At 64.9% G+C, this 22,790-nt stretch carries 15 protein-coding genes and 1 pseudogene; 6 read left to right on the plus strand and 10 right to left on the minus strand.

Going from position 1 to position 22,790, the window contains the following annotated elements; translation table 11 throughout:
* Positions 1 to 139: 139 nt before the first annotated feature.
* On the minus strand, positions 140 to 4,111 hold the full coding sequence (locus ACYVOK_RS32870; protein WP_460666491.1) for a sugar-binding domain-containing protein: 3,972 nt from the start codon (positions 4,109 to 4,111) through the stop codon (positions 140 to 142).
* A 726-nt stretch (positions 4,112 to 4,837) separates the two neighbouring features.
* On the opposite strand from ACYVOK_RS32870, the gene ACYVOK_RS32875 reads away from it, so the two are divergent.
* Positions 4,838 to 5,602 (plus strand): metallophosphoesterase family protein, encoded by a 765-nt coding sequence (locus tag ACYVOK_RS32875; protein ID WP_460666492.1) that lies wholly within the window; start codon positions 4,838 to 4,840, stop codon positions 5,600 to 5,602.
* Positions 5,603 to 6,027: 425 nt separating this feature from the next.
* On the opposite strand, the gene eno is transcribed toward ACYVOK_RS32875, so the two are convergent.
* The 5 genes from eno to ACYVOK_RS32900 form a co-directional block, all read right to left on the minus strand.
* The gene (gene eno, locus ACYVOK_RS32880) at positions 6,028 to 7,341 is read right to left on the minus strand and encodes a phosphopyruvate hydratase (RefSeq protein ID WP_460666493.1); all 1,314 of its coding nucleotides are present in this window, start codon (positions 7,339 to 7,341) and stop codon (positions 6,028 to 6,030) included.
* On the minus strand, positions 7,338 to 9,212 hold the full coding sequence (locus tag ACYVOK_RS32885; protein ID WP_460666494.1) for a fumarylacetoacetate hydrolase family protein: 1,875 nt from the start codon (positions 9,210 to 9,212) through the stop codon (positions 7,338 to 7,340). The genes eno and ACYVOK_RS32885 overlap by 4 nt, the downstream gene beginning before the upstream one ends.
* A 17-nt stretch (positions 9,213 to 9,229) precedes the next feature.
* Entirely contained in the window at positions 9,230 to 9,994 is a 765-nt protein-coding gene (locus tag ACYVOK_RS32890) for an SDR family NAD(P)-dependent oxidoreductase (RefSeq protein ID WP_460666495.1), read from the minus strand.
* Positions 9,995 to 10,648: 654 nt separating this feature from the next.
* The gene (locus tag ACYVOK_RS32895; RefSeq protein WP_460666496.1) at positions 10,649 to 11,455 is read right to left on the minus strand and encodes an SDR family NAD(P)-dependent oxidoreductase; all 807 of its coding nucleotides are present in this window, start codon (positions 11,453 to 11,455) and stop codon (positions 10,649 to 10,651) included.
* Position 11,456: 1 nt separating this feature from the next.
* Entirely contained in the window at positions 11,457 to 11,795 is a 339-nt protein-coding gene (locus ACYVOK_RS32900; protein WP_460666497.1) for a hypothetical protein, read from the minus strand.
* A 208-nt stretch (positions 11,796 to 12,003) separates the two neighbouring features.
* On the opposite strand from ACYVOK_RS32900, the gene ACYVOK_RS32905 reads away from it, so the two are divergent.
* Complete coding sequence (locus tag ACYVOK_RS32905) at positions 12,004 to 12,723, plus strand: FadR/GntR family transcriptional regulator (protein WP_460666498.1); 720 nt, start codon at positions 12,004 to 12,006, stop codon at positions 12,721 to 12,723.
* Positions 12,724 to 13,772: 1,049 nt separating this feature from the next.
* Here ACYVOK_RS32905 and ACYVOK_RS32910 read toward each other — a convergent pair.
* On the minus strand, positions 13,773 to 13,988 hold the full coding sequence (locus ACYVOK_RS32910; protein ID WP_460666499.1) for a hypothetical protein: 216 nt from the start codon (positions 13,986 to 13,988) through the stop codon (positions 13,773 to 13,775).
* A 499-nt stretch (positions 13,989 to 14,487) separates the two neighbouring features.
* Here ACYVOK_RS32910 and ACYVOK_RS32915 point away from each other — a divergent pair, with 499 nt between their 5' ends.
* Positions 14,488 to 14,754: a hypothetical protein gene (locus tag ACYVOK_RS32915; RefSeq protein ID WP_460666500.1), complete on the plus strand. Its 267-nt coding sequence runs from the start codon at positions 14,488 to 14,490 to the stop codon at positions 14,752 to 14,754.
* 259 nt (positions 14,755 to 15,013) lie between these two features.
* On the opposite strand, the gene ACYVOK_RS32920 is transcribed toward ACYVOK_RS32915, so the two are convergent.
* Positions 15,014 to 15,904, minus strand: coding sequence for a phosphotransferase (locus tag ACYVOK_RS32920; RefSeq protein ID WP_460666501.1), 891 nt, complete (start codon positions 15,902 to 15,904; stop codon positions 15,014 to 15,016).
* Positions 15,905 to 17,289: 1,385 nt separating this feature from the next.
* Between ACYVOK_RS32920 and ACYVOK_RS32925 the strand changes: the two are divergent.
* Positions 17,290 to 17,379 (plus strand): annotated as a pseudogene (locus ACYVOK_RS32925) (methyltransferase domain-containing protein); the annotation flags it as partial.
* Positions 17,380 to 17,595: 216 nt separating this feature from the next.
* Here ACYVOK_RS32925 and ACYVOK_RS32930 read toward each other — a convergent pair.
* Together ACYVOK_RS32930 and ACYVOK_RS32935 are read right to left on the minus strand one after the other, a co-directional pair.
* Positions 17,596 to 18,528, minus strand: coding sequence for an MBL fold metallo-hydrolase (locus tag ACYVOK_RS32930; protein WP_460666502.1), 933 nt, complete (start codon positions 18,526 to 18,528; stop codon positions 17,596 to 17,598).
* Positions 18,529 to 18,568: 40 nt separating this feature from the next.
* Entirely contained in the window at positions 18,569 to 19,576 is a 1,008-nt protein-coding gene (locus ACYVOK_RS32935; protein WP_460666503.1) for an ABC transporter permease, read from the minus strand.
* Between the two features lie 242 nt (positions 19,577 to 19,818).
* On the opposite strand from ACYVOK_RS32935, the gene ACYVOK_RS32940 reads away from it, so the two are divergent.
* Both ACYVOK_RS32940 and ACYVOK_RS32945 read left to right on the plus strand, forming a co-directional pair.
* Positions 19,819 to 21,579 (plus strand): ABC transporter substrate-binding protein, encoded by a 1,761-nt coding sequence (locus ACYVOK_RS32940; RefSeq protein WP_460666504.1) that lies wholly within the window; start codon positions 19,819 to 19,821, stop codon positions 21,577 to 21,579.
* A gap of 89 nt (positions 21,580 to 21,668) precedes the next feature.
* Entirely contained in the window at positions 21,669 to 22,682 is a 1,014-nt protein-coding gene (locus ACYVOK_RS32945) for an ABC transporter permease (protein ID WP_460666505.1), read from the plus strand.
* Positions 22,683 to 22,790 lie beyond the last annotated feature (108 nt).

The raw sequence follows: 22,790 nt of genomic DNA on the forward strand, positions 1-22,790 counted from the left end.
CCTCGCCGTCAACGCGAACTGCACGACCACCCAGTCGACCATCCGGCCGGAGCAGGTCGCCGCCGGCTGGAGCAGCGGGCCGCTGGCTGACCGTGCGAGGGGGCCGGCCGAGAGGCAACCCTCGGCCGGCCCCCTCTCCCTACTCGGCGGGGAAGCTGCGGCCGGTGAGGTGTTGGATGGCCTGCTCACCGTTCTGGCCGCGGAAGCCGACGGCGTAGCGGTATTGCTGGATCATGCCCGGAGCTGTGAGGTCGACCGCGCCGAGGGTCGACGTTGTCAGCACCCGCGTCCAACCCGTTCCCGGGTTAGACCACGTGGTGATCGAGTTCCCGTCGAAGGCAATTGCCCACTTGGAGCCCTTCGTGATCGCCGGGCCGCCGGCGCAGCAGTACCCGTGCAGCTTGCCGTCGACGACTACGTCGATGCCGCCGACGCCGTTCTGGCCGGTCCATGCGGTGATGTAGTTCTTCGAGTCCTTCACCAGGCCCAGGAAGAACCCGTCCATCACCGGACTCTGCCCGACGAAGTGATCGGGCTGGATCATCACCAGGGCACGGGGTGACGACGGTCCCGCGGTCTTGTGTGTCACCATCGTGAAGTACGCCGGCAAAGCGTTCGCCCGCAGCAGCCCGTCGCCGAACGTCAGCTCGGGCAGTATCTCGTGACTGGTCGGCAGGTACGTGTCGTACGACTCCGACGAGTCCGTGTCGAACGCGTCGTCCACGCCCACCACCGGGAACAGCGACGGGTCGAACTTCACCTCCTGCACGGTTGGGATCTGCACCGCGCGCCGCCCGAAGTGGTCGGTCCAGACCGCGGTCGCCGTGAAGTTCGCGACCGTCCCGGGGACGACGTTGCTCGGCGCCTGGATCCGGAACGCCACGTGGGCGAACTCCGTCGGCCTCAGCCTTCCGGCGTCGGCCGACCCGATCGGCGTCGCGGTCCAGCCAGCCGGGCCGACCAGCCGCGTGGAGACGTTCTCGACCGTGCGACGCGTGTCGTTCGTGACCGACACCACGGCAATGCCGCCGTTGGTGTCGTCCAGCACCGCTGGTGCCAGCGCGACACCCGGGCGGTCGTCCGCGTTCGCCGTCGGTCGCGGAACGGTGGATGCCACGCGGCCCGGAACGATTCGCGGCGGCGCGCCCTCCATTCCCGATCCTCCGGTGAACAGCCGCAGCCCGCCGCCGGACGACGTGAGCCGTACGGTCACCTTCTCCTTGCCCGCCACGAGACTCTTCGGCAAGGGCACGGCCACGCGGTGCCCGTACTCACCGCCCCCGCCCGCACCGGTGTGCGAGCGCATCGCGATACCCAGCGGATACCAGGGATCGTCCGGCAGCACGACCTGCTCGAGCCGCTTGCCGTCAACCGTGACCGTCAATGTGGTCGGGTGTTTGCGCGTCCCGGTCGCGTGGATCGGGTCGATCAGCGTCGGCGCCTCGGCCGAGGATGCCTCGAACACGAGCGTCCCGCCGTTCCGCGCTCCAGCCGGAACCTGCGCGGCGTACTCGAAAGCGCCCTTCCCGAACCCGGTCTGCGTCGTGCCCTTGACCTTCGTCCCGCCCGACCACTCCGACCTCGTCGGCTGCCGCGGGTCGAACGCTCCGGTCTCGGCAGGTGTGTCGAACGTCAGGAACGTCTCGGCGACGGTCCGCGAGCCCACCTGGACCCACGTCCACACGTACCCGACGCGCAGGTTCCGCGGGACGGGCACCTCGACCTCGCCGGCGTCGGTCACCGCGTACCGCGTCGAGCTCAGCGCCCGCGACCCGCCGATGCCCGGGTCCACCCAGCGTCCGGACTCACGGTCGATCCCGGCGACCTTCCACCGCAGCGTCGCGTCCCGAAGGTCGAGGTCGCTGAAGTGGCTGAACGTCAACGGAAGGTGGAGTTTCTCCCCTGGCTGGACGGTCGCGGCGCTGGCGCGCCCCAGCGACAGGTGGTCGTCGCCGTGCACGAGGTCGATGTCTCGTTCACGCCCGTTGTGGTCGAGGAACTGCGGGCCGCGCGCCTGCCGATCGTAGGTGAACGGGCTGACCGTCTCGTCCTCCTGGTCGGCGAGCTGCACGCCGATGTAGCCGGCGATCTTGGGGTTCGACCGCATCAGCGCAATGTTGTCGATCTGCTGGCCGCTGTTGAACGCCATCTCGCTCATCAACCAGGGCTGTCCGGCCTGCTCGCCCTCGTCGAAGTTGCGCTTCGAACCCGGCTTCAGCAGCGCGCTGAACTCGTCGAGGAACGGCTTGAGGCCGGTGAACCCCACGAGCCCGGCGTGGATGTCGTTGATGTCTGTCGCCGACGTGTGGCCGTTCTCGCAGCAGGCCGAGTTGTCGACGACGAGGACGTTGGAGAACTCGTTCCGGACGACGCCGGCCATGTCCTTGATGAACGGGATCGTCTGTGGCTGCAGAGGGTTCGGTCCGAGCGCAACGCCCCAGCCTTCATTGTAGAGGGCCCAGAGGACGATCGACGGGTGGTTCCGATGGTGGTCGAGCGAGGAACGCAGCAGGCTCTCGAAGAGCGTCTTCGCGCGGTCGTTGAACGAGGCACGGCCCGGGCTCGGCATCTCGAACCAGATCAGCAGGCCGAGCTTGTCGGCCCAGTGGTAGTACGCGGGCTCGAACACCTTGACGTGCGCGCGGACGAGGTTGAGGCCCTGCCGCTGCGCCGCCTTCAGGTCGTACAGGATCGAGCCGCGGCCGGGATCGCTCTCCGTACCGGTGGTGAAGTCGGCGCCAGTCACCTGACCGGTCGGCGTCGCGATGCCCCAGGGGTTGAAGCCCTGGTCCAGGACGCCACGAAGGTAGATCGGGCGGTTGTTGAGCCAGAGGTACTGGTAGCTGCCATCCGATCCCGGCGCTGCCTTGCGTTCGATCTTGCGGAGTCCGAACGTGACTCGTACGCCGTCCAGGCGCTCGGTGCCTCGCAGGAGCACGACGTCGGCGGTGTAGAGGTTCGGCCGCTCGATGTCCCACAACTCGGGACGCGCGATCGGAAGCGTCACCTGACCTATGCCGCCGACGAGCTGGGTGGTCTTGGTGCCGACGGTCCTGCCCTTCGGGTCGCGCAGGGTGACGACCGCGGCCGTGCCGCCCGTTGCTTCGACCTCCACCACCGCTTCGGCCTTATCGGGGGTGCGCTTCGTTTCGGTGAACGTGATCTGGGGCGAGACGCGTGGGATGGCGAGCGTCTCCGCCTTGACGGGTTCGATCCAGACGGACTGCCAGATGCCGCCGGAGTTGGTGAAACGGTCGCGGCGGCCCATCGGGATCGGCGAGCTCTGGTCGTCGACGTTCGTCGAGACGACCTTCACCGCGAGCGTGTGGGTGCTGCGAGGGGCGAGGGTGCCGAGGTCGACGACGAGCTCGGTGTCGCCGGTCTCGTCCAACGGCTTGACCAGCTTGCCGTTGAGCCAGACCGCTGCGCCCCAGTTTGTCGCGCCGATGCGCAGCCGGGTGTCGCTGCCCGCGAAGCTCGTCGGGATCGTGAACGTGCGCTTGTACCAGACCGCGCCCACGTAGTCTGCGAAAGCGCCGCGGTAGAGGTCGTCGGTCGCGTAATCCTCCTCGCCGAAAGCGGCGAGCGACTGGTACGGAAACGGCAACCGGATCGCCTTGCCCAGTTGATGATCCGCGTCGAACCAGCGCTCGTTCTCACCCTTGCCTTCGGGGTCGAAGTCGAACGACCACGTGCCGTTGAGGTTCTGCCACGCGTTCTCGGTAAACGGACGCCGGTCGGCGTCCGGGCGCGGATACTCGGCTCGGGATTGCTTGGCCTGCCGCGACAGCCGCAAAGTGACGTTCGCCTGGTCGTCGCGGACCACTGAAGCGAACGCGAACCCCTCCTTGGCGGCGACGATCGACGCGCTCCAGTCGGGGACGTCGGTAAGCTCGAACCGCCCGGCGCCATCGGTGAGCGTGTATCGGTCGGACCGCGCCGCGTGCACGCTGGCGGCGGGAACGGGTTTACCGTGCGCGTCGACGACCCTTCCTTGGACGTCACTGACCCCGTCCTCAGCGGCTGCCGCGTCACCACTGAGAGACAACGGAGCGGCGAGCAGGGCAGCCGTTCCGATGCCCAGAGTGATCCTGCGGACGCGAGGATGCATGGCCCCACCTCTCCACGAGAAGCTCGCGATCATCTGATATATCGAAGACATGTCTCCCCCGCTAGAGAAACGTTACGACGTCGAAGTCATTCGAGCAAGGCTGTTCGCGACCCGCTCTCTCCCGGCACGTCCGCACCTGCCGCGTCGATGCCTCGGCGAGCAACTCGAGAAGCCTCGCCACACTCCAACCAGGCGGCCGTCCACCGCTCTGAGGAGCCACGTCCGGGTGATGCGCGAGATCATTCCTGGCCAGCAGTTCGCTCCGCGTCCATGGCACCGACGATCACGCCGGTGCGCTCACCGCTAAACCGGGATTAGCAGTTCCTGGACCATCGGCGGCCTGCCTACCCAGGGCCGCCTGACAGCTCGGATCTGCTTCCACTTTTCATCGAGATGCGGTTCGTTTCTCAGGAGCAGCGATGCCGGATCCCGCCAAGCTGTTCATCGCCGCCGGTGGCGCGGCCGTGCGCTACTAGCGGAGGAGCCAACGCGCCGTGGCGTCGCTGGAACTGTTCGAGTCGGATGCGGCGTGCTGCGATGGCGGAGGCCGACAACCGACTCGTACATCCGCACACCGGCGACCGGCGCAAATGACCGAAGACCCACCAACCGTCGAACAGTCCTTGGACAGTAACCCGCCCCGGTCAAGGCTCGATAGTCCAGAGCATCACGATTGCGTTGTGTTGGAATGGTTGGTGCATCGGGAGGCCCTACTACAATTCGACTGTGGAACAGCTGACTAACAACCCGATCGTTGTGGGGCGAGTGGCGGTCATCTCCGATGTTCACGGCAACACTCCGGCGCTTGACGCAGTTCTGACCGAGGTTATGAAGGTCGATCCGGAGGTGGTGGTCAACCTGGGCTGCCTGACCTACGGACCCGATCCCAATGGGGTCGTTCAATTGCTGCGCGACGTTTCGGTTCCCGTTTTGTCGGTACGGGGCAACGGAGACCGAGCAGTTCTCGAACTTGTTAACGGTGAGCTCACTGCCGAGACACCGCGGGACCGATTCGCGGTCGCTAAGCACGATGAGGCCGCGCTCGCCTTTCTCCGTGAGACCAAGCCGATGCATCAGTTGACCGTGGACGGCTTGGGCGCCGTCGTGTTTTGCCACGGAAGCCCCCGGTCGGACATCGAGCTGATCACGCCTCGCACACCGGAGGCACGATTCAAGGAAGCACTCGACAATTTGAGGTGTGATGTGCTGGTTACCGGTCACACACATCTGCAGTTCGACCGCAGCCTTGGCACAGTCCGCAGCGTCGGTCCTGGCAGTGTCGGTATGCCGTATCACGACGGCCCGCTTGGTGCTCGGTGGGCACTGTTCGGACCTGAGGTCGAGCTTAGGGTCACTCCATATGATCACGAGGCTGCCGCCGCGGTTGCACGCCAGTACCCGGATTCGGATCGGTGGATCCAGATGCTGTTGGAGCCGCCGTCCGAGGAGGAAGTGATCCTCGACGCAGAGTCACGCGAGTTCTCGGACTGACCATCGATGCGCCGGCGAGCAGTACTTCCCCTCGTCGGGCTCGCGTCGCATCGATACGTGGACACGTCTGGGAGCGGTGGAGGTCCGCGATGCCGACAAACCTCCGCTCGAGGACGCGGGCACACGGGTCGCCATCACACCGCTCGAAGAAGTCATGTTCGGCCTGCCCGCTGGGTGTCGGCCCTGCAGCGTGCTGGGTCCGTTCGGCTCGGGATCTGCATGCCGTCTCGGGCTCGCGTCCATCACTTCCCTCATGGGCGAGATCGGCGGCCGCCGGTAACCGAGCTTCCACAGCGGGTCCACGAGGGACCCGCGATGGGTGATCGACCACAGGTCGCAGTCCTTGCCGATCAGTAGAAACGCAGTTCGTCTCTTCGGAGCAACGCGGCCCCGACGATGACGGATCGCGTGAGGGTCTTGGCGGACTACCGCTTCACTTCGGCGGATGCCGGGAATCGAGCGAGTTCGCATACTCTGCCGAGTTCGTGCTCGATCTGCAACAGTCGATTCCATTTCGCTGTGCGCTCACTGCGAGTTGTGGACCCCACCTTGATCTGGCCGGCACGCCAACCCACCGCGAGGTCACTGAGCCAGCAGTCCTCGGTCTCCCCGGACCGGGCCGAGATGACCGTGGTGTATCCGCTTGCCTGGGCGAGCTCGAGCACCCTGCGTGCAGCAGTGAGGGTGCCAATCTGGTTTGGCTTGATCAGGACACTGGTCGCGACCCTTGCCTTGAGCGCGCGGCGCAGGCGGCTCTCGTTGGTAACTAGCAGATCGTCACCGACCAGTTGTGGTATATCGAGTCGTCGGGTCGCGTAGGACCAAGCGTCCCAGTCGTCTTCGGCCACCGGGTCCTCAATACTGGCGATCGGGTACGCGCCGACCCAGTCCACCAGCTCGTCGACCAGTTCGGTTCCGGTGAGCACCCGATCTTCGCTTCGCCAGTGATAGAGGCCGTTCTCGAAGAAGTTGGTCGCGGCGACGTCGAGTGCGACGCAGGCATCGGTTCCAGGCTCAAGGCCCGCCGCGGCGATGCCTTCGCACACCAGCGCGACGGCGTCCTTGTTGCGGGGCAGGTTCGTGGCGATGCCGCCTTCGTCGGCGACGAGCCCAACTTGGGGGCCGAGGCGTCCAGCGAGGCGAGCGGTGGCCTCGCGGATCTCGAAGCACCACCGAATGGCACTGTTGAAGGTGCGGGCGCCGATCGGGATGACCAGGATGTCTTGGATGTCGATGAGTCCCCGTGCGTGCGCGCCGCCCGAGACGACGTTCACCATGGGCATTGGCAGCAGGATCGGTTCTTGACGCGTGTGACTCTGGTGCTGCCAAAGTTCAGTTTGGTCAGCTGCGGCGGCTGCCTTCGCGGCGGCGATGGACGTTGCTAGCACAGCGTTCGCGCCATATTGGGAGAGGTTCGGTGTGCCGTCGGACTCGGTAATGGCCTCATCGACTGCTGCCTGGTCGTCGGCCTCGAGCCCGATGATCACTTCGGAGATCGGCCCGCGGATGTGTTCGAGTGCCTGTTGCACCGACAGGCCGAGCCATTCTGGGCCGTGGTCCCTCAGCTCGACGGCTTCATGACTGCCTGTCGAGGCGCCGGATGGGACGGATGCGATCCCGTGCGCACCAGAGGTCAGGCAGACCTTGGCGGCGATCGTCGGCCGGCCGCGGGAGTCCATCACCTGCCATGCGTCGACGGCCGTGATGCGGTGGCGTGAACCGGTGACGACTGTTCTCACAGCATTGCTCCTGTCCAGTCGAGTAGATGTGGTGACTCGAGGAGCAGCCGTTGCCCAGTCAGCACGACATCGATGCGGTCCTCGGCGCTGAGGTACTCCACGGGGGAGCTGCCTGCGACTCGTGCGATCAGCAGACAGCCAACGAGGCGGCTCAATCGATGCATGTCCACGCTGTGCCGGTGAGTAGCGTAGGCGTCGAGAAAGGCCTGCAGAGCGGCTATTAGCTCAGGCCGGTGTGCTGGCAGGTGCTGCCACTTCAGGAGCAGGTGTGAACTCATGAAGGCGACATCGAACAGCGGATCGCCGAGATGGGCGACCTCGTAGTCGAGAACCCAGTAGTCGTTGGGTTCGCGACCTCCGACGATGTTCTTGGGGGAGAAGTCGCCGTGGGAAAGGACCTCATGACGGGCGGTGGAGTCGCGGATGACGGTCAGGATCGGGTCACCGAGGTGCGGAAGTCGCTGGGCGCTCACTTCGAAGTAGGGGCGTTTGCGCAGTTCGTCGAACTGCCGGGTGTCGTGGAGTTCAGCGGGGACTGCAGACGGGTGTGCCGCGTTTTGCCACTGGCCGAGCAGCTCACCGAGAGAGGCGAATCGCTCAGGGTCGACGAGGCCCGTCAACAGATCGCTCTTAAGGTTGGTCCACTCCACCGGGGCGGCTTCCATCACCAACACCCGGTGCTCCTCGTCCTCAAGCACGAGTTTGGGGACGCGGTCGGGACTAACAGATCTTAGGTATTCGAGGGCCGTAGCCTCGGTGTGAGATCTCGCGCGGTCAGCGAACCAGTCATCGGCGACGTCGAGCTTCTCGCGCGCCTGTTTGACGATCATGGCCCCGGTCGGGACGCCGACTCTGATCACGACACTTGACACCCCGCCACTTAGTTGCGCCACGTCGTCGGCGTTGGTTCCGACTAGTCCGCGTTGGCGAAGGTAACTGACGACGGTGTCCACGTCGAGAAGGTCGCCGTGTCCGATGCGTTTCTGATGCAGCACGCGGTCGGTCGAGGCGTAGCTGTAGTTACAGGGGCGCGAGCTTGCGACTGTGAGGTGTTCCATGCGGCCTAGCACGTTCATGCCGATGCTGATGGTGTCGCCCGGCCTGAGGAAGCGGAGCGGTTTCATCCCGTACCCATCGCCGCCTGGCGAGCTGGTCAGAATGAGATCGCCGGGCCGGAGCTCGACGATGTTGCTGAGGTATTCGATGACTTCTGGAACGCTGAAAATCAGATCGCTGGTCCTCCCATCCTGGATTCGTTCGCCGTTGAGCTCGCACCACACCGCGATATCATCGGGGTCGTCGAACTCATCGGGTGTTGCGAGCACGCGGGCGAGGGACAGGCAGCCCTTGACCGAATTGCCGATGCTCAACTGAGGACTCCTGGGATGTTGCATCTGAATATCGCGGGCTGAAACCTGTGCCACGGTCAGGCCAGCCACACGGGTCCACGCCTGATGACGGCTGACGTGACGTCCGCCGATGCCGATCACGACTGCGAGCTCCACCTCCCAGTCGACGGCCTCTGAGTAGATCTCGATCTCACCGCCGGCACCGATGGCCGAGGATGCGACCTTGGTGGAGACCACCGGACCCCCTTGGATGGGCAGATCGGCCTCGATCCCGTGCAGGCGGGAGTCCGGTCCGACGGCGAAGATCTGGCCCGGGTCGGGCAGGCAGGCTGAGCTGGCGCGCGGGTCAGCTTGAGGGAAGGCGGCCAGTTCCATGCCGCCGGCCCAAACTCGAAAGTCCTCCCAGGCATCGAGGCAACTGCGGACGTCGGGCCCGAAGCGGCCATCGCTGTGGTCGGCGACGTCGACGAAGCCGGTAGAGCCGTGCAGGACGACCCGATCGGCATGGACAGACAGGAACATTGGGGTGAATCCTTCTCTCAATAGACGGCGCGCCCGCCGGACAGGTCGAAGACGGCACCTGTGGAGAACGACAGCTGGGGGCTGGCGAGAAACGCAGCGAGTTCGGCGGCCTCGGAGGGCTGTCCGGGGCGCCCCATCGGGATCTTCTGCAGCATGAACTGCAGCTGCTCGTCGGTGACCTGCGAGAGCATTTCCGTCGCGATCACGGCAGGCGCGATCGCGTTCACCAACACTCCGGTAGTCGCCAGTTCCTTCCCTAATGCCTTGGTGAAGGCGATTACGGCGCCCTTCGAGGCCGAGTAGTGCGACGCACGCGGGTTGCCTTCCAGGCCGGCGATGGAGGCGACGTTGACGATCCGTCCGTATCTCTGCAGTGTCATAGGCCCTGCCGCAGCACGGTTGATCAGGAAGGTGCCGGTGGCGTTGACATCCAACGTCCGGCGCCAAGCCTGTTCATCCATCTCGAGGACCGTGGCGTTGCCGCCGCCGATACCGGCACAGTGGACCAGGATGTCGAGTCGACCATGCGCCTCGACGCAGTGCCGGACCACCCGATCACAGTCGTCAGCCTGCGACACGTCGCCCACCTGGGCAGTGGCAGCCGCTCCCGCGTCTCGCAGTTGCTCTGCGATCGCGTTGGCGCCCGCCTCGGTCAAGTCCACGGCCACGACGCCTGCGCCTCGTTGTGCCAACAAGCCTGCAGTCGCCCGTCCGATGCCACTTGCCGCACCGGTCACGAGCGCCACTGAGCCCGTCAGGGGTTTGGCGGCGGTCACATTCACGATGGGCTCCTTATTCGATCGAGGGAGATGGTTTGGGCGCTGATTATGAGGGCGAGTCACAGTTCAACTAGCAGCACCAGGCCTCCGGCGGCGCTGGTGGGCATCCGTTCCGCCTGGCGACGAGGCCATACGTGGCTGTAGTGACGACCAGCGCTCGGCCGTCGCCGACGGGGCAGGTGTTGAACGCTGCGCCGGGACCGGGTATCGATGCACGGCGTCGCCGGACGCCGCATCCGGACGCAGCATTTGCCCACCCGACACCCTCGGCACGAAACTCGCCGTGTGAACCTCACCCGCTCCGGCGGTGTCCCCGACGGCATCGCGGACAGCGAGGGCCCCATCCTGTCGCAATGTGCGACAGTGTCGGCTTCGTACTCGGTGACATGCAGGTCACGCAGGCCCGCTGTCGACCCGTAGACCTGTCGTCGGTGCTGTTCCAGGTGGTTCGTTGAGATGGTCAGTACCGTCCATGAGAAGCTCGCAGGTTCATCTGCTCCCGAGGCAGGGTGGCTATCAGGTACCCGGCGGCGGTCGGCAGGCACAGAGGGGTGATCTTGGGGAACGGGCATCGCAATGCTGGTCCGTGAGGTCCGACCATCCCACGTCGTCGAGTACACCGTGCCGGCTGCCAGGCGTGGGGATGCGTTCGGGTCATTATGCGAAGCGAGCACTGATACCTCCGTCCACAACCCAGTTGGCGCCAGTGACAAATGACGCCTGATCGGAGGCGAGGAAGCAGACGACGCTCGCGATCTCGGCCGGCCGGCCGATGCGGCGCAACGCGTGGACACGCTCGATGCGCGCACGCTCGTCCAGGCCATGGCGGTCGAGGTACTCGGTGAGAAGCTGGGTCTCGGTGTATCCCGGAGAAACCGCGTTCACCCGCACTCCCCGCCGGCCGTAATCCAGAGCGAGGGATCTCGTCATGCCGAGGAGACCGGACTTTGCCACCGCGTAGGGAAAGGTGCCCTCGGCTGTCATCTCAGCGTGGACCGATGCGATGTTCACAATGCTTCCTCCGGGTGATCGCAGCAGGGCGGGCAACGCGTGCTTGGCGCACAACCAGGCTGCCTTCAAGTCGACCGCCATGAATGCCTCCCAGTCGGACTGGGAGAGTTCAACGGCAGTCGAGTAGTTGTTACGGCCGGCGTTGTTAACCAAGATGTCGATGCCGCCCAGGTCGTGCTCGACCCGGCGCATCGCACCTGCGACCTGCGTCTCGTCGGCCACGTCGACCTCGAGGCCGATCACGCGCGCTCCCCCCAGTGTCAACTCCTTCGCGCATGCCCTGGCTGGCTCGCCATCGATGTCGAGAACGGCAACCGCTGCACCCTGTGCTGCGGCGGCCACCACGACAGCCAGTCCGATGCCTCGGGCCCCGCCGGTGACTACAACGACACGGCCGCCGAGGATCCGGTCGGTGCTGTCGCCGCCTGCTGCGCCAGGTTCGCGTTCCTCCATGTCACGACTCCGCGAGAGGGCCGTCGCGGTGCGTCCACGCAGGCGCCCCCCAGTCCAGCTCGGGAGCGGACGCCTCCCGTACCGCCGCCTCGTCCACTCTCAGCCCGAGTCCGGGACTTGTCGGCAATGCGACGTATCCGTCGGCGATTTGGAGCAGATCGGCGTCGACCAGGTAGTCGGTGAGGTCGGCCGAGAGGCTGTAGTGGATACCGAGTCTGTTTTGCTGGATGAGGAAGTTCGGTGGGTCAGCGACGGCCGCGCGCAGGGCGACACCAGCTCCGCGACCGAGGATTGCGGCTGCCATCGCCTGGGATCGACGCGACACTCCTGCTGTACGCATCACTGCTCCTGTATGGCTAGCGGTCACCACTGCAAACTCCTGTGTTGATCACATTCACAACCTGTAAGACAACTTGTCAATAGGTGGCTGATAAGTGGAAGTCAGTTTCGACTGCGATCCTCGATCCTTCTGATTTCATTGTGGTTGACGTGTCGTCATGTGTATGGCAACTTTTGGTGCCTGTCTGTCACCTTGATAGAGTGCCGCCATGACAGAGCCCGTTGCGTCCGCTGGCGACGCGCTTGATCGCTGTGTCACAGCACTCGAGATGCTCGTGATCGAAGAACTCGAACCGGGACAGCGACTGCCGTCGGAGAACGAGCTCGCCGTGCGCACAGGGCTGTCTCGGGTTACCGTTCGCGAGGCGCTGAAGGTTCTCAGCGGACGGGGGTTGGTCGAACTCCGCCGTGGGACACGAGCCGTGGTGCGCGACCCCGACCCGAGCATTTTGTCGGACTACCTGGCGGTCGCTGTCCGCCGCGATCCTCGCGCGCTCCTGGATCTGGTTGAGGTACGGCAGGCGCTAGAGGTCCAGGCAGCGGGCGCCGCGGCTCAGAAGGCAACCGACGCGTCAGTCCGCGTCATCGAAAACGCGTTCCGGGAGATGGAGCTCGCCGTCGACGCCTCCGATCAGGAGATGATCAACCGATTCCACCGGGCCGACGTTGCATTCCACCAGGCACTGGCGCTTGCGAGCGGCAATCGGATGCTTGCTTTCATCCTCGAGGGTCTCGCCCAAGTGCTCGAATACAGCTTCGCACGCAGCGTCTCTGGAGCGCTCGCGCGCGGCAGCTCGTTCGCCGACTCACTCGAGTCTCACCGTCGCGTGCTTATGTGCATCCAGCGCGGCGACAGACGCGGCGCATCGCAAGCCATGCGCGACCACCTCAAGGTCGCGGCTGCGAACCTGCGCTGGTCACTTCAGTGACCTACGCCGGCGTAATAGCGGAGGGACGCGGCTTCTCGCGTGAACGTGGCTGCGAGCTCTCTGCGCGGCAGCGCTGAAGTCATCTGGGAGCACGCTTTCGTCGGCTAATGGCGGCAACCTCCAGGTAGCGGCGGCGCGATGGCCCAGTCCCGGCGGCATCATGACCACCGTGGGACCAGCAACTGGGTCGGGTGCCTGATCGGCGGTGGCCCTGGCCGAAGGCCGACAAGCGTCATATGAGCAACTGTGGTCCCGCATGTGGGCGATGTCGTCGAGTTCTATCTCGCCTCGGTGGACCGACGAGGTGCAGTCGGCAGCCCCGGTGCGCCAATGCTGCGCCGAAGATGTCGGCGGCGACGATGGCTGCAGCAAACATTCCGCCGTACGGCGGAACCGTCATCGCAATCCCTCTGCGAAATCGACCCCCACGCCACCTGCACCGTCGAGCTACCCCCGCTGCGCCGTCGACGCCCACTGCCAACGGTTCGTAGGCGACCGAGACCGTGCACGCGGATGGCGTGATCGAGCGGTCTGCGCCGGGATGCTGGCCGGTGCTGATCGTGACGGTGCGTTCAGGTGTTGCCTGTGCAGTGGGGCGGAGTGCAGGGACGCTCGTGAGCAAGTCGGTCACGGAGCCGGCATCCCAAGGGTTGCGCGGCAGGCTGACATCGTCGAGGACTTCGACGTGGGCGGGCGTACGAGCCACGAGCACTAGCAGTGCGGCGGCACTCAACGCGGCCGCCGGATACAACCACGACCAGGACACGTTCGAGGGCTTGTACGGCGGCCAGCGCGTGTTGGGGCAACCATTCACCACTGAGCCCGACCGCAGATCACGCCCGCTCATCGACCATCACCCATCAGTCCCGCTCACAAGCACGCCCGACCGCGCCACTGGCCATGGCACACCCGCGATCCGTGGATTCGTCGTCAGGGAGGTCGGCCTCGGGCGCTGTGGTTGGCCAGGAGATCGGGCGTGTGCCGCTTGGGTCCGCCTGGAGGAAGAGCGCGCCGGTGCCGGACGTCACCGACATAGGCGGCGAGGCCGGCTAGAGGCCGAGGCCGAAGAACGGGACAACAATGGAGGTCGCGCCCTGGCGGGTCAGAGCGTCACCGCGTAACGCGGTGGTCCCGCCGACGGTGCCGGCGGCGAAGGCGACGCCGTCGCATCCGTAGGCGCCGGAAGATTCGAAGCAGGCCCCGGCTTCGTGCAGCAGCGCTGGTGTGATCAGCAGCGGCCCCGTGGGACGACTGCCGGTACCCATTCCATGCAACTCTCGATGCGCTTGCGGCGCTATCGCTGTTCATGCCGTGCATCTCTCGATCATGTGTTCGGCGAGGTCGGGCAGGCGCGGATCGGCGCGGTTGGCATCGCCAGCTGTCGCCGGCCGCGGTGTGCCCGGCGTACATCTTGTCTCCAACGTGCCGCGCAGGCAGACCTACGGGGTTCCGAGGACGGGGTGCGGCGCATCCATCGTGATGGGCGGCCACCCTAGCGGGGAGGGACTCACCCTTCTCGTCGACGAACGAGACTGACAGCGGTCGCCGGTCGTAGTCGGCACCGGTGAGCCGGACCCGCCGCGTGGTGCCGTGTGCGCGGTGAAGTGGATCTCGAGGTGGTCCACCCCGACGCCGATGAAGGAGACTCGGTCGCGGAGGCGGTCACGCGCGACGCCGCCTCAGCGTCGAGGAGGTCCCGGAGGACCCGCGGGTGCGGGCTCGTCCGTCGGTCTTGGGTTGCTACGGGACGAGGACCAGGCGGCAGTGCTCGTGGACGCCGCTCACGTCGAGACGAGCCGCGTGGTCGAGGGTGCGGGCAGCCTCATGGACGACGAGCGCGAGGCTGCATTCAATCGGCTCCACCTCCTGGGCACGCACGAAAGGCTTAGGCCTGGCGTTAAGACGAAGAGCGGCCCGGAGGCGTTGGCGATCAGCGGTCCACCAACTCATGGGGAGTCCTCGAATCTACTGCAGTGGCTTGTGGTCACGCTCGCTCGCAACGGCATAGATGTCGACGACCTGACTGGCTAGCCTCTTCCAGCGTCCGCCCGCCAGCGTGACCGCGCGCATCGCGGCATGAGCGGACACGCTATGCCGCCCGAGCTGACAGCGGTATGACCAGCGGCCACAGCGGCTCGCTGGACGGGTCTCGTCACACTTGGTCGACGACCCAGGTGGCCAGGGCCACGATCCTGAGGGACGCTGCCCAGACCGCGTGTGGTCTGCCATCGACGAGCCTCGCGGCAGTGTGCCGCGAGGCTTGTGACGCAGAGCGCGAGCAGCGCGCGACTCAGCCTCGCAACGACGCGATCGCCCGGGCAGCTAGTCGTTCGGCGTGCTCGGGGCGCGCGAGCCAGCCGATCCACCCCTCGTCCATCGCCGGGGTGGACCCGCTGCGCGCCGACTCCCGGTAGTCGAGGCACGCCAGCCACAGCGGTCGCATGGCCAGTACGCCGGGCAACCGCTCGAGTTCCTCGCCGGTGAGCTGGATGTGCTCGCGATACCCGCGCGCGACCGCGTCGATGCCCTCCCCGTCGCCCTCCCCCGCGGTCGTCAGCAGCCAGGCGAGGGCGGGCAGGCGGGGTCCGCGCCCGGACCCTGCCCAGCCGACGATGGCGAGGTTGCCCGGCCTGCCGACGGCCGCCCATGCGTGGTAGTTCCCGTGGGTGAACGCCTCGGGCAGGCCTTCCGCGTCGTCGGCGTGCTCGACGTGGTCGCGAAGCCACTCGAACATCTCGCGACCCTCGGGAGCGACGGCGTCCTCGACGCCCACGAGGAAGCTCATCGCCGCCGCGAGATCCTGCTTCGGTCGTCCCGCGAAGAAGCCGCCGTCGTGCTCCTCCGACCCTCCGTCCCGCGCGACCGCACCACCGGCCGCGGGCAGCTTGTGCAGGCGGCCGAGCAGGCTCGCCAGCTCGTGGAGCACCGCCGGCGACTGGGTCGGGCGTCCGCCCTCGACGTACTCGGTCACGATCACGCCGCTTCCCCCGAGCACCGACACGGGATCGTCGTGCGCGGGACGTTCGGCGGGGAAGTCGTGTAAGGCCAGGAACCGCAGGATCTCCGCATCGCCCTCGACGCTGCCGACCGTCCTGCTCGATTGGTGGATCTTCGATCCGGAGCCGGGCGACGAAGAGTACCTGGGAGAGAACAACAGACCTGTCAATCTTGTGATCGCCATCCAAGACGCAGGGTTAGCCGCCTCGCCAATGCTGGAGCGGGTGGCCTCCGACCCGCACGAGCCCGGCGCGGGCCGCCTCGCCACAGAGCTGATGCTCTGCGCGCGCCACTGCTGGGGATCGTTCGTCCACGATGGCACAGTCCAACATCGATAGGCCCTAACGTCCGGATCTGCCGCTGGTCGAGAGTGCTTAGTTCGCGACTCATCCAGCTTGGGACCTCAACCGGCGGATCTCCGCCACGAGCCTCGGAATGTCCTGGCGCGCCGCCGCGATGAAATCGAGGTCTTGTCGAGACGCGGGGCGTAAGCCTTCAGCTGTGGCCCTAGACACGTACATGTCCGGCTCATCGTCGCTATCGCTTACACGGATGAAGTCGTCGCCGCCCCAGTGGTCACGGCCCTAGATAAACGACATCCACGGTCCGGGCGAGGCTGCTACGCACCGGGCCTCGATAGCCTCCAACTCCGCGTCATCCAACACACTTAAGAGTATCCACCACCGACCTGACCGATGCCCGGATCTGCCGCATTCGGGGCGGACGTATCGGCAAGAACATCTCGATGCGTGGTACATCCAGGATTCGGGCACACCGAAATCCTTGTCGCATTAGGTCTGTATTGAATTAGCATCCGGTCCAAGCGTACTGAGCCCCTGGCGATCGATGGCGTCGCCGGTCCCGTCGTGGTTAGCGTAAACGCCGTTACCGGCAAGCGCTCGCTTACGGTTGACGGGCATTCGGTGTCGACTGACAGGCACGGCATCTACACTCTGCCAGCTGTCGACGGAGGTGCCGTGGCCGCCAAGTTGCGCGGCAGCCTGCTCGACCCTTACCCGACTCTCGAGATCGCTGGTGTCAAGCATCGCACTGGGCCATCTCTACCGATCGCGCTGCGTGTGATGGTTGTCCTTCCGCTGGCACTACTGCTCGGAGACCTGATCGGTGGTGCCATCGGCGGCCTTGGCGTCGCAGTCAACATCGCCATCCCGCGGGCGACATTCGACGGCTGTCAAGTCGCTGCTGATGCTCCTGGTGTTGGTAATCGGCGTTGTGACGTTTGCCCTTGTGGCAGCGAGAATTCTGTAGCGGGTCCTCAACACTCCCGACCCACAAAGGCCGGCCTCTTCCAAGCTTTGGGTCTTGCTTACACGATGGTGCGTGACGTGGGTAACCACTCTGATCGTAGACATCTGTAGAGATCCACCCTATCGCCGCAGAAGCGTGCGTCAGGTCACTGAACGAGGAAAATCCTAGGTTCTGCCGCTCAGCCTACAAACGACACCATTGTGAGATTCGACAGTCCTCGGACAATCTTGGCAGTGCTGGCGACCTCGTACGCAGGTATCGATCGACACATGGACGCTGCGGCTTTGCCGGGATGCTTCCGTGGACGCGGTGGTCTTGTCTCTCGTACTGCTTTCGATCGCAAACCAGCAGGCTGCACTAGAAGAAGCTTTCCGCGTACTCCGACCCGGCGGACAGCTCCGGTTCTACGAACACGTCGCCGCTGACCAACCGAGGCTGGCAAGCAGTGCAAGGACCAGTGGACGGCGGACTTCCTCAGCCACCGTCGGCAAGAGTCGTCCGGGCGCCTGCAAAGTCGTTCGGGCCGTTGATGCGGTGAATCTACGCTCTCGTCGCCATTGCCGCCGGACTCCCGAAACACTTCCCGCATCGATCCCACTCCGATCGTCAACTGCCCCCGTCCTGGACAAGGTCACGTCCTTCGGCCGAGAAGAACGGCTGACTCAAATGCATCGTCGCCAGGGTGGACTTTCTCGCACGTGCGCGCGCGAGGACGTTTCGCCGAGTCAGCCGAGCGAGGGCTTGATCGGCCTCATGCAGGTAGCCAACGTCTGGGTCGACCAACTGCAAAGCGTGGACGAGTACATCACCCGTGATGACCATCTGTCTCGCGCGAGACTCGATGACGACTGATTGATGACCGGGCGTATGACCCGGCGTGGGAACGAGCATGATGATTCCGGCCCCGCACCGAGGCAACTCCAGCTGCCCATCGATCTCCCGCAGTTGCCGGGTGGCCCGCAGCGGAGTGACGGCGTAGTCGAGCATTTCGCTCGACCGGCTGGCCTCCAGGGCTCTGATCTCGGTCGCCTGCACCAGGTACGTAGCTTCCTCGAAGAATGGCAATCCGTTCTCTGTGACCGCCCAACCCGCATGGTCTGAGTGGAGATGCGTCAACACGACCGTATCGATGGACTGCAGATCGATACCCGCGGCGGCAAGCTGTGTTGGTAGGAGACCCTGCGCCGGCGCCCATGCTGCCGCAGGACTTCCGCCTGGTCCTACTCCGGCGTCAACCAGAATCACCCTTCCGTTCGGGCGTCGGATCGCAAAGGACCGGAACTCCAACCTCCACCAACCATCGGCACCGACAGCACGTGGATCCACGGCTCGCGCCCGGCTCCACGCCGCCTCACTTGCTCCAGGGAAAGCTTCGGACGAACGCATGAATTGACCGACCGCGTCACACAACGCCACCACCTCGAAGGCACCGATCCAGCGAGAGATCGGAGCAGCGGCGACAGTGGCCTGCTTGGCGTCGCTCGATCCGACACCGTCCTGGACAGCCTCCTGCACGGAGGCGCGCCCGCGCTCCGGCATCTCAGAGCTTCTCATAGCTATAGCCCTGTCCATCTGTCATTCATCGCCTCGCAGACGAGCCCTTCGGATCCACCGCGTCGCGGAGACCATCGCCAAGGAGGTTGAACGAAAGCACAGTGACGAAGATTGCGAGACCCGGCCAGAACATGAAGTGCGGCATCGTATAGAACGTGACCGCGTCGGACAGCATGCCGCCCCAGGAAGCGGTCGGTGGACGAATGCCGACTCCCAGGAACGAGAGGCCCGACTCGAAGATGATGTTCGCGGGAATCAAGAGCGTGGTGTAGACGAGGATCGGGCCCACCAGGTTCGGCAGGATCTCTACAACGAGGATGTGCGGCCTCCTCGCCCCGAGTCCACGCGCCGCATCGACGTACTCCCGCTCGCGCAGCGAGAGTGTCTGCCCCCGGATTATGCGACCGATGTATGGCCAATTGAAGAATCCGATGATGAAGATCAGCAAGGTCACTCGCAGAGTGTTTCCTTCCAGGCCGAGCGCCTGATCGGGCATGATGCCAGCTATCGCGATCGCGAACACGAGCAGCGGAAACGCCAGAAACATATCCATCAGCCGGCTGATCGCTGCGTCCACCCAGCCACCAAAGAAGCCGGCCACCACGCCTAATGTCGTCCCGATCGCAACCGACAGCAACGTCGCGAAGAAGGCGATGAGCAATGAAATCCGCGAACCGTAGACGACACGGCTGAAGATGTCCCGGCCGTTGACCGGCTCCAGGCCCATGGGATGGTCCCAGCTCATGCCACCAAACGAACCCAAAGGCGCCATGGTGCCACCCTCGGTGTCGATCAGGTCTTGGTGAAACTCATTCGGAGAGGTGCCGAGTGCCTTCACGATCATGGGTGCAAACCCTGCAATCATCAGGAGGACAAGGATCACCAGAGCTCCTGCCAGCGCCGCCCGATCTCGCCTCAGCCGCATCCAGGCAATCCGCCACAGCGATCGGCCCTCGATCGCGGCCGAGGAGGCCGTGATGACTCCTGGATCTGCGGATACGTCGCCGGCATCGACCTCAGGTCGTGTCGTCATAGGGTGCGCACCTCCTTCGCCAACCTGAGCTCAATACAGAGCGCACGCCACCAGAGCGCAACCATTCACTTGTAACGCAAGGATTCAGTCCGCTGACTAGGCCCGAACAGGGCCTCGCAGATTCCGTCCGAACTGAATGGTGTGCCTCGGATCGCTGTGTTCCGACTATGGCCTCATCGCTCGACGGTTCGGGAACGCAGAAGTCTCCGCAGCCGGGCGTAAGAGAGGTGGATCGGAGAGCAATGGAAAGCAAAGGAAAGCTCGCGATCGGAGTCTTGTCTGCGATCGCCGCAATCGGCGTGGCCGCGTGTGGGGGCAACAGCTCCGACCCGGACGTCTCTGGAGGAGGCGGCGCCAAGCAGGACTTCAACGCTGCCTTGGCTCATGTCGTCACCCCTTCGGACAAGAAGGGAGGCACGATCAAGATGGCGAACTCCGATGACTGGGACACGTTGGATCCCGGTGAAACCTACTACAGCTTCGCGTGGAACTTCGCAAGGGTCTATGGCCGGTCGCTGTTGATGTTCAAGGCAGCGCCGGGCAAAGAGGCCAACGAGCTGGTGCCCGACCTGGCTGAGAGCACGGGCGTGCCGACCGATGGCGGAAAGTCCTGGACCTACAAGATCCGCAAGGGGGTCAAGTTCGAGGACGGCACCGAGGTCAAGGCCAAAGATGTCAAGTACGCCGTCCTGCGATCGACTGACAAGGAGACCTTCCCGAACGGACCGGCCTACTTCGAGGCCATGCTCGACCTGCCGGCCGGCTACCGGGGTCCCTACAAGTCGAAAGGTGTCGACACCAACTCGGCGATCAGTACACCGGACGACTACACCATCGTCTTCCACCTGAAGGAGGCCTTCGGTGGCTTCGACTACCTGGCTCAACTCCCGCAGACGATGCCGGTGCCAGAGGCAAAGGATACCGGCGCCAAGTACCGTGAACACGTCATCTCGACCGGACCGTACAAGTTCGAAACCGTTGACATCGGCAGGCAGTACACATTGGTGCGGAACGATCAGTGGGATCCGGCGACCGACCCCAACCGAAAGGCCCTGCCGGACCGGTACGAGATCGCGCTGAAAGCCAACGCTGACGACATCGACAGCCGCGTGATCTCTGGCGACCTGCACGTCGACGTCGCAGGTACGGGCGTCCAGCCTGCATCGCTGAGCAGGGTGCTCAACGACCCGAACCTCAAGAAGACAGCCGACAACCCGACGATCGCCAGGCTCTGGTACACCTCGGTCAACCCGACGGTGAAGCCGTTGGACAATATCGAGTGCCGCAAGGCCATCCAATACGCGATGGACAAGACCGCCTATCAGGCGGCCTACGGCGGGCCGTTCTCCGGCGGCGAGCTTGCAACCACGCTCCTGCCGCCGCTCATCCCGGGATACCAGAAGTTCGACCTCTATCCTGCCGGTCCCGACAACAAGGGCGATCTCGGTAAAGCCAAGGACCACCTCACCAATTGCGGCCACCCGAACGGTTTCGCCACAAATATGGCGTACCGGGCCGACCGTCCGCGAGAGAAGGCAACCGCCGAGGCATTTCAGCAGGCGCTGGCACGCGTAGGTATCAAACTGACGCTAAAGGGCTATCCGGCCGGCGACTACTTCTCGCAGTACGCGGGCCACCCGGGCTTCGTGGTCAAGAACAACCTCGGCCTCTCCACCAACGGCTGGGGCGCCGACTGGCCCGACGGGTTCGGCTTCCTGTCCCAGATCGTCGACAGCCGGGTCATCCGATCGACCGGCGGCTCATCCAACACCAGCGTCCGAATCCCCGAGGTCGACAAGATGCTGGACGCCGCAGTCGCCGAGACCGATAGCCACAAACGGGAGGCTATGTGGTCGCAGATCGACAAGCGCGTCATGGAGGAAGCCGTCATCTACCCAGGCATGTACGCGAAAAGCCTGTTGGTGCGGCCGAAGGGCCTGACGAACGTGTTCGTTAGCGACGCCTTCAACATGTACGACTACCTGGCCATGGGCGTGAAGTGACGCCTTCGGCGAGAGCTGATGTTAGGTGGTGAAGGCTGCAGGTGCCCGGTTGAGGATGTTTCCACTACCGGGCACCAGTGCCGTGCTCTGTGATCACATACATCGTCCGTCGCCTACTATGGGCCGCTGCTCTGCTCATCGTGGTGAGTGCAATTACCTTCTCGATCTTCTTTGTCGTGCCGCGCTTGGCCGGTGCGTCGCCCGAGACCCTGGCAACGCGTTATGTAGGTCGCGCTGCCACTGAGGACACAGTCAAACTGACGGCCGAGCGGCTCGGGCTGTACGACCCGATTGCTGTTCAGTACTGGAACTGGATCAAGGGTGTCGCGATAGGTACTGATTACGACTACGGTGCCGGGGTCGAGCAGTGCCCCGCGCCTTGCCTCGGCTACTCCTTCATCACTCGCCAACCCGTGTGGCCCGAGCTGCTGGATCGACTGCCGGTAACACTTTCGTTGGCAGTCGGCGCATCCGTCCTGTGGCTCGTTGCTGGGGTCGCGGTTGGAGTGCTCTCGGCGCTCAAGCGGGGCTCGATCTTCGACCGAGGAGCAATGACACTCGCCCTCGCCGGCGTCTCGCTCCCCATCTTCTTCACCGGGTTGATCTCACTCGCGTTCTTCAGTTATCGGCTGGGTTGGACGGTCCCGGGAGGCACATTCATACCTCTGACCGACAACCCGATCAGGTGGGCACAGGCCCTGACACTCCCCTGGGTCACCCTTGCCTTTCTCTTCTCTGCGCAGTACGCACGAATGACCAGGGCCGGCATGCTCGAGACGATGAACGAGGACTTCGTCCGCACCGCCCGGGCCAAGGGACTGACCGAGCGCACGGTGGTGATGAAGCACGGTCTGCGGTCCGCGCTGACGCCGATCCTAACCATCTTCGGTCTCGACGTCGGCCTCCTTCTCGGTGGTGCCGTCCTGACCGAAAAGACGTTCTCACTGCCGGGCCTTGGCAAGTACGCCGTTGATGGCATCGTGTCCAACGACTTGCCGAAAATTCTCGGCGTGACCCTGGTGGCCGCGTTCTTCGTGGTGCTGGCCAACCTGATCGTCGATCTGCTGTACGCCGTCGTCGACCCGCGGGTGAGGGTGAAGTGACGTTTCTCGACGTGCGTGACCTCAGGGTGCACTTCCCGACCGACGACGGTCTGGTCAAGTCGGTCGACGGCGTCTCGTTCACCCTCGAGCGCGGCCGGACGCTCGGCA

The sequence above is a fragment of the Kribbella swartbergensis genome (assembly GCF_054784135.1).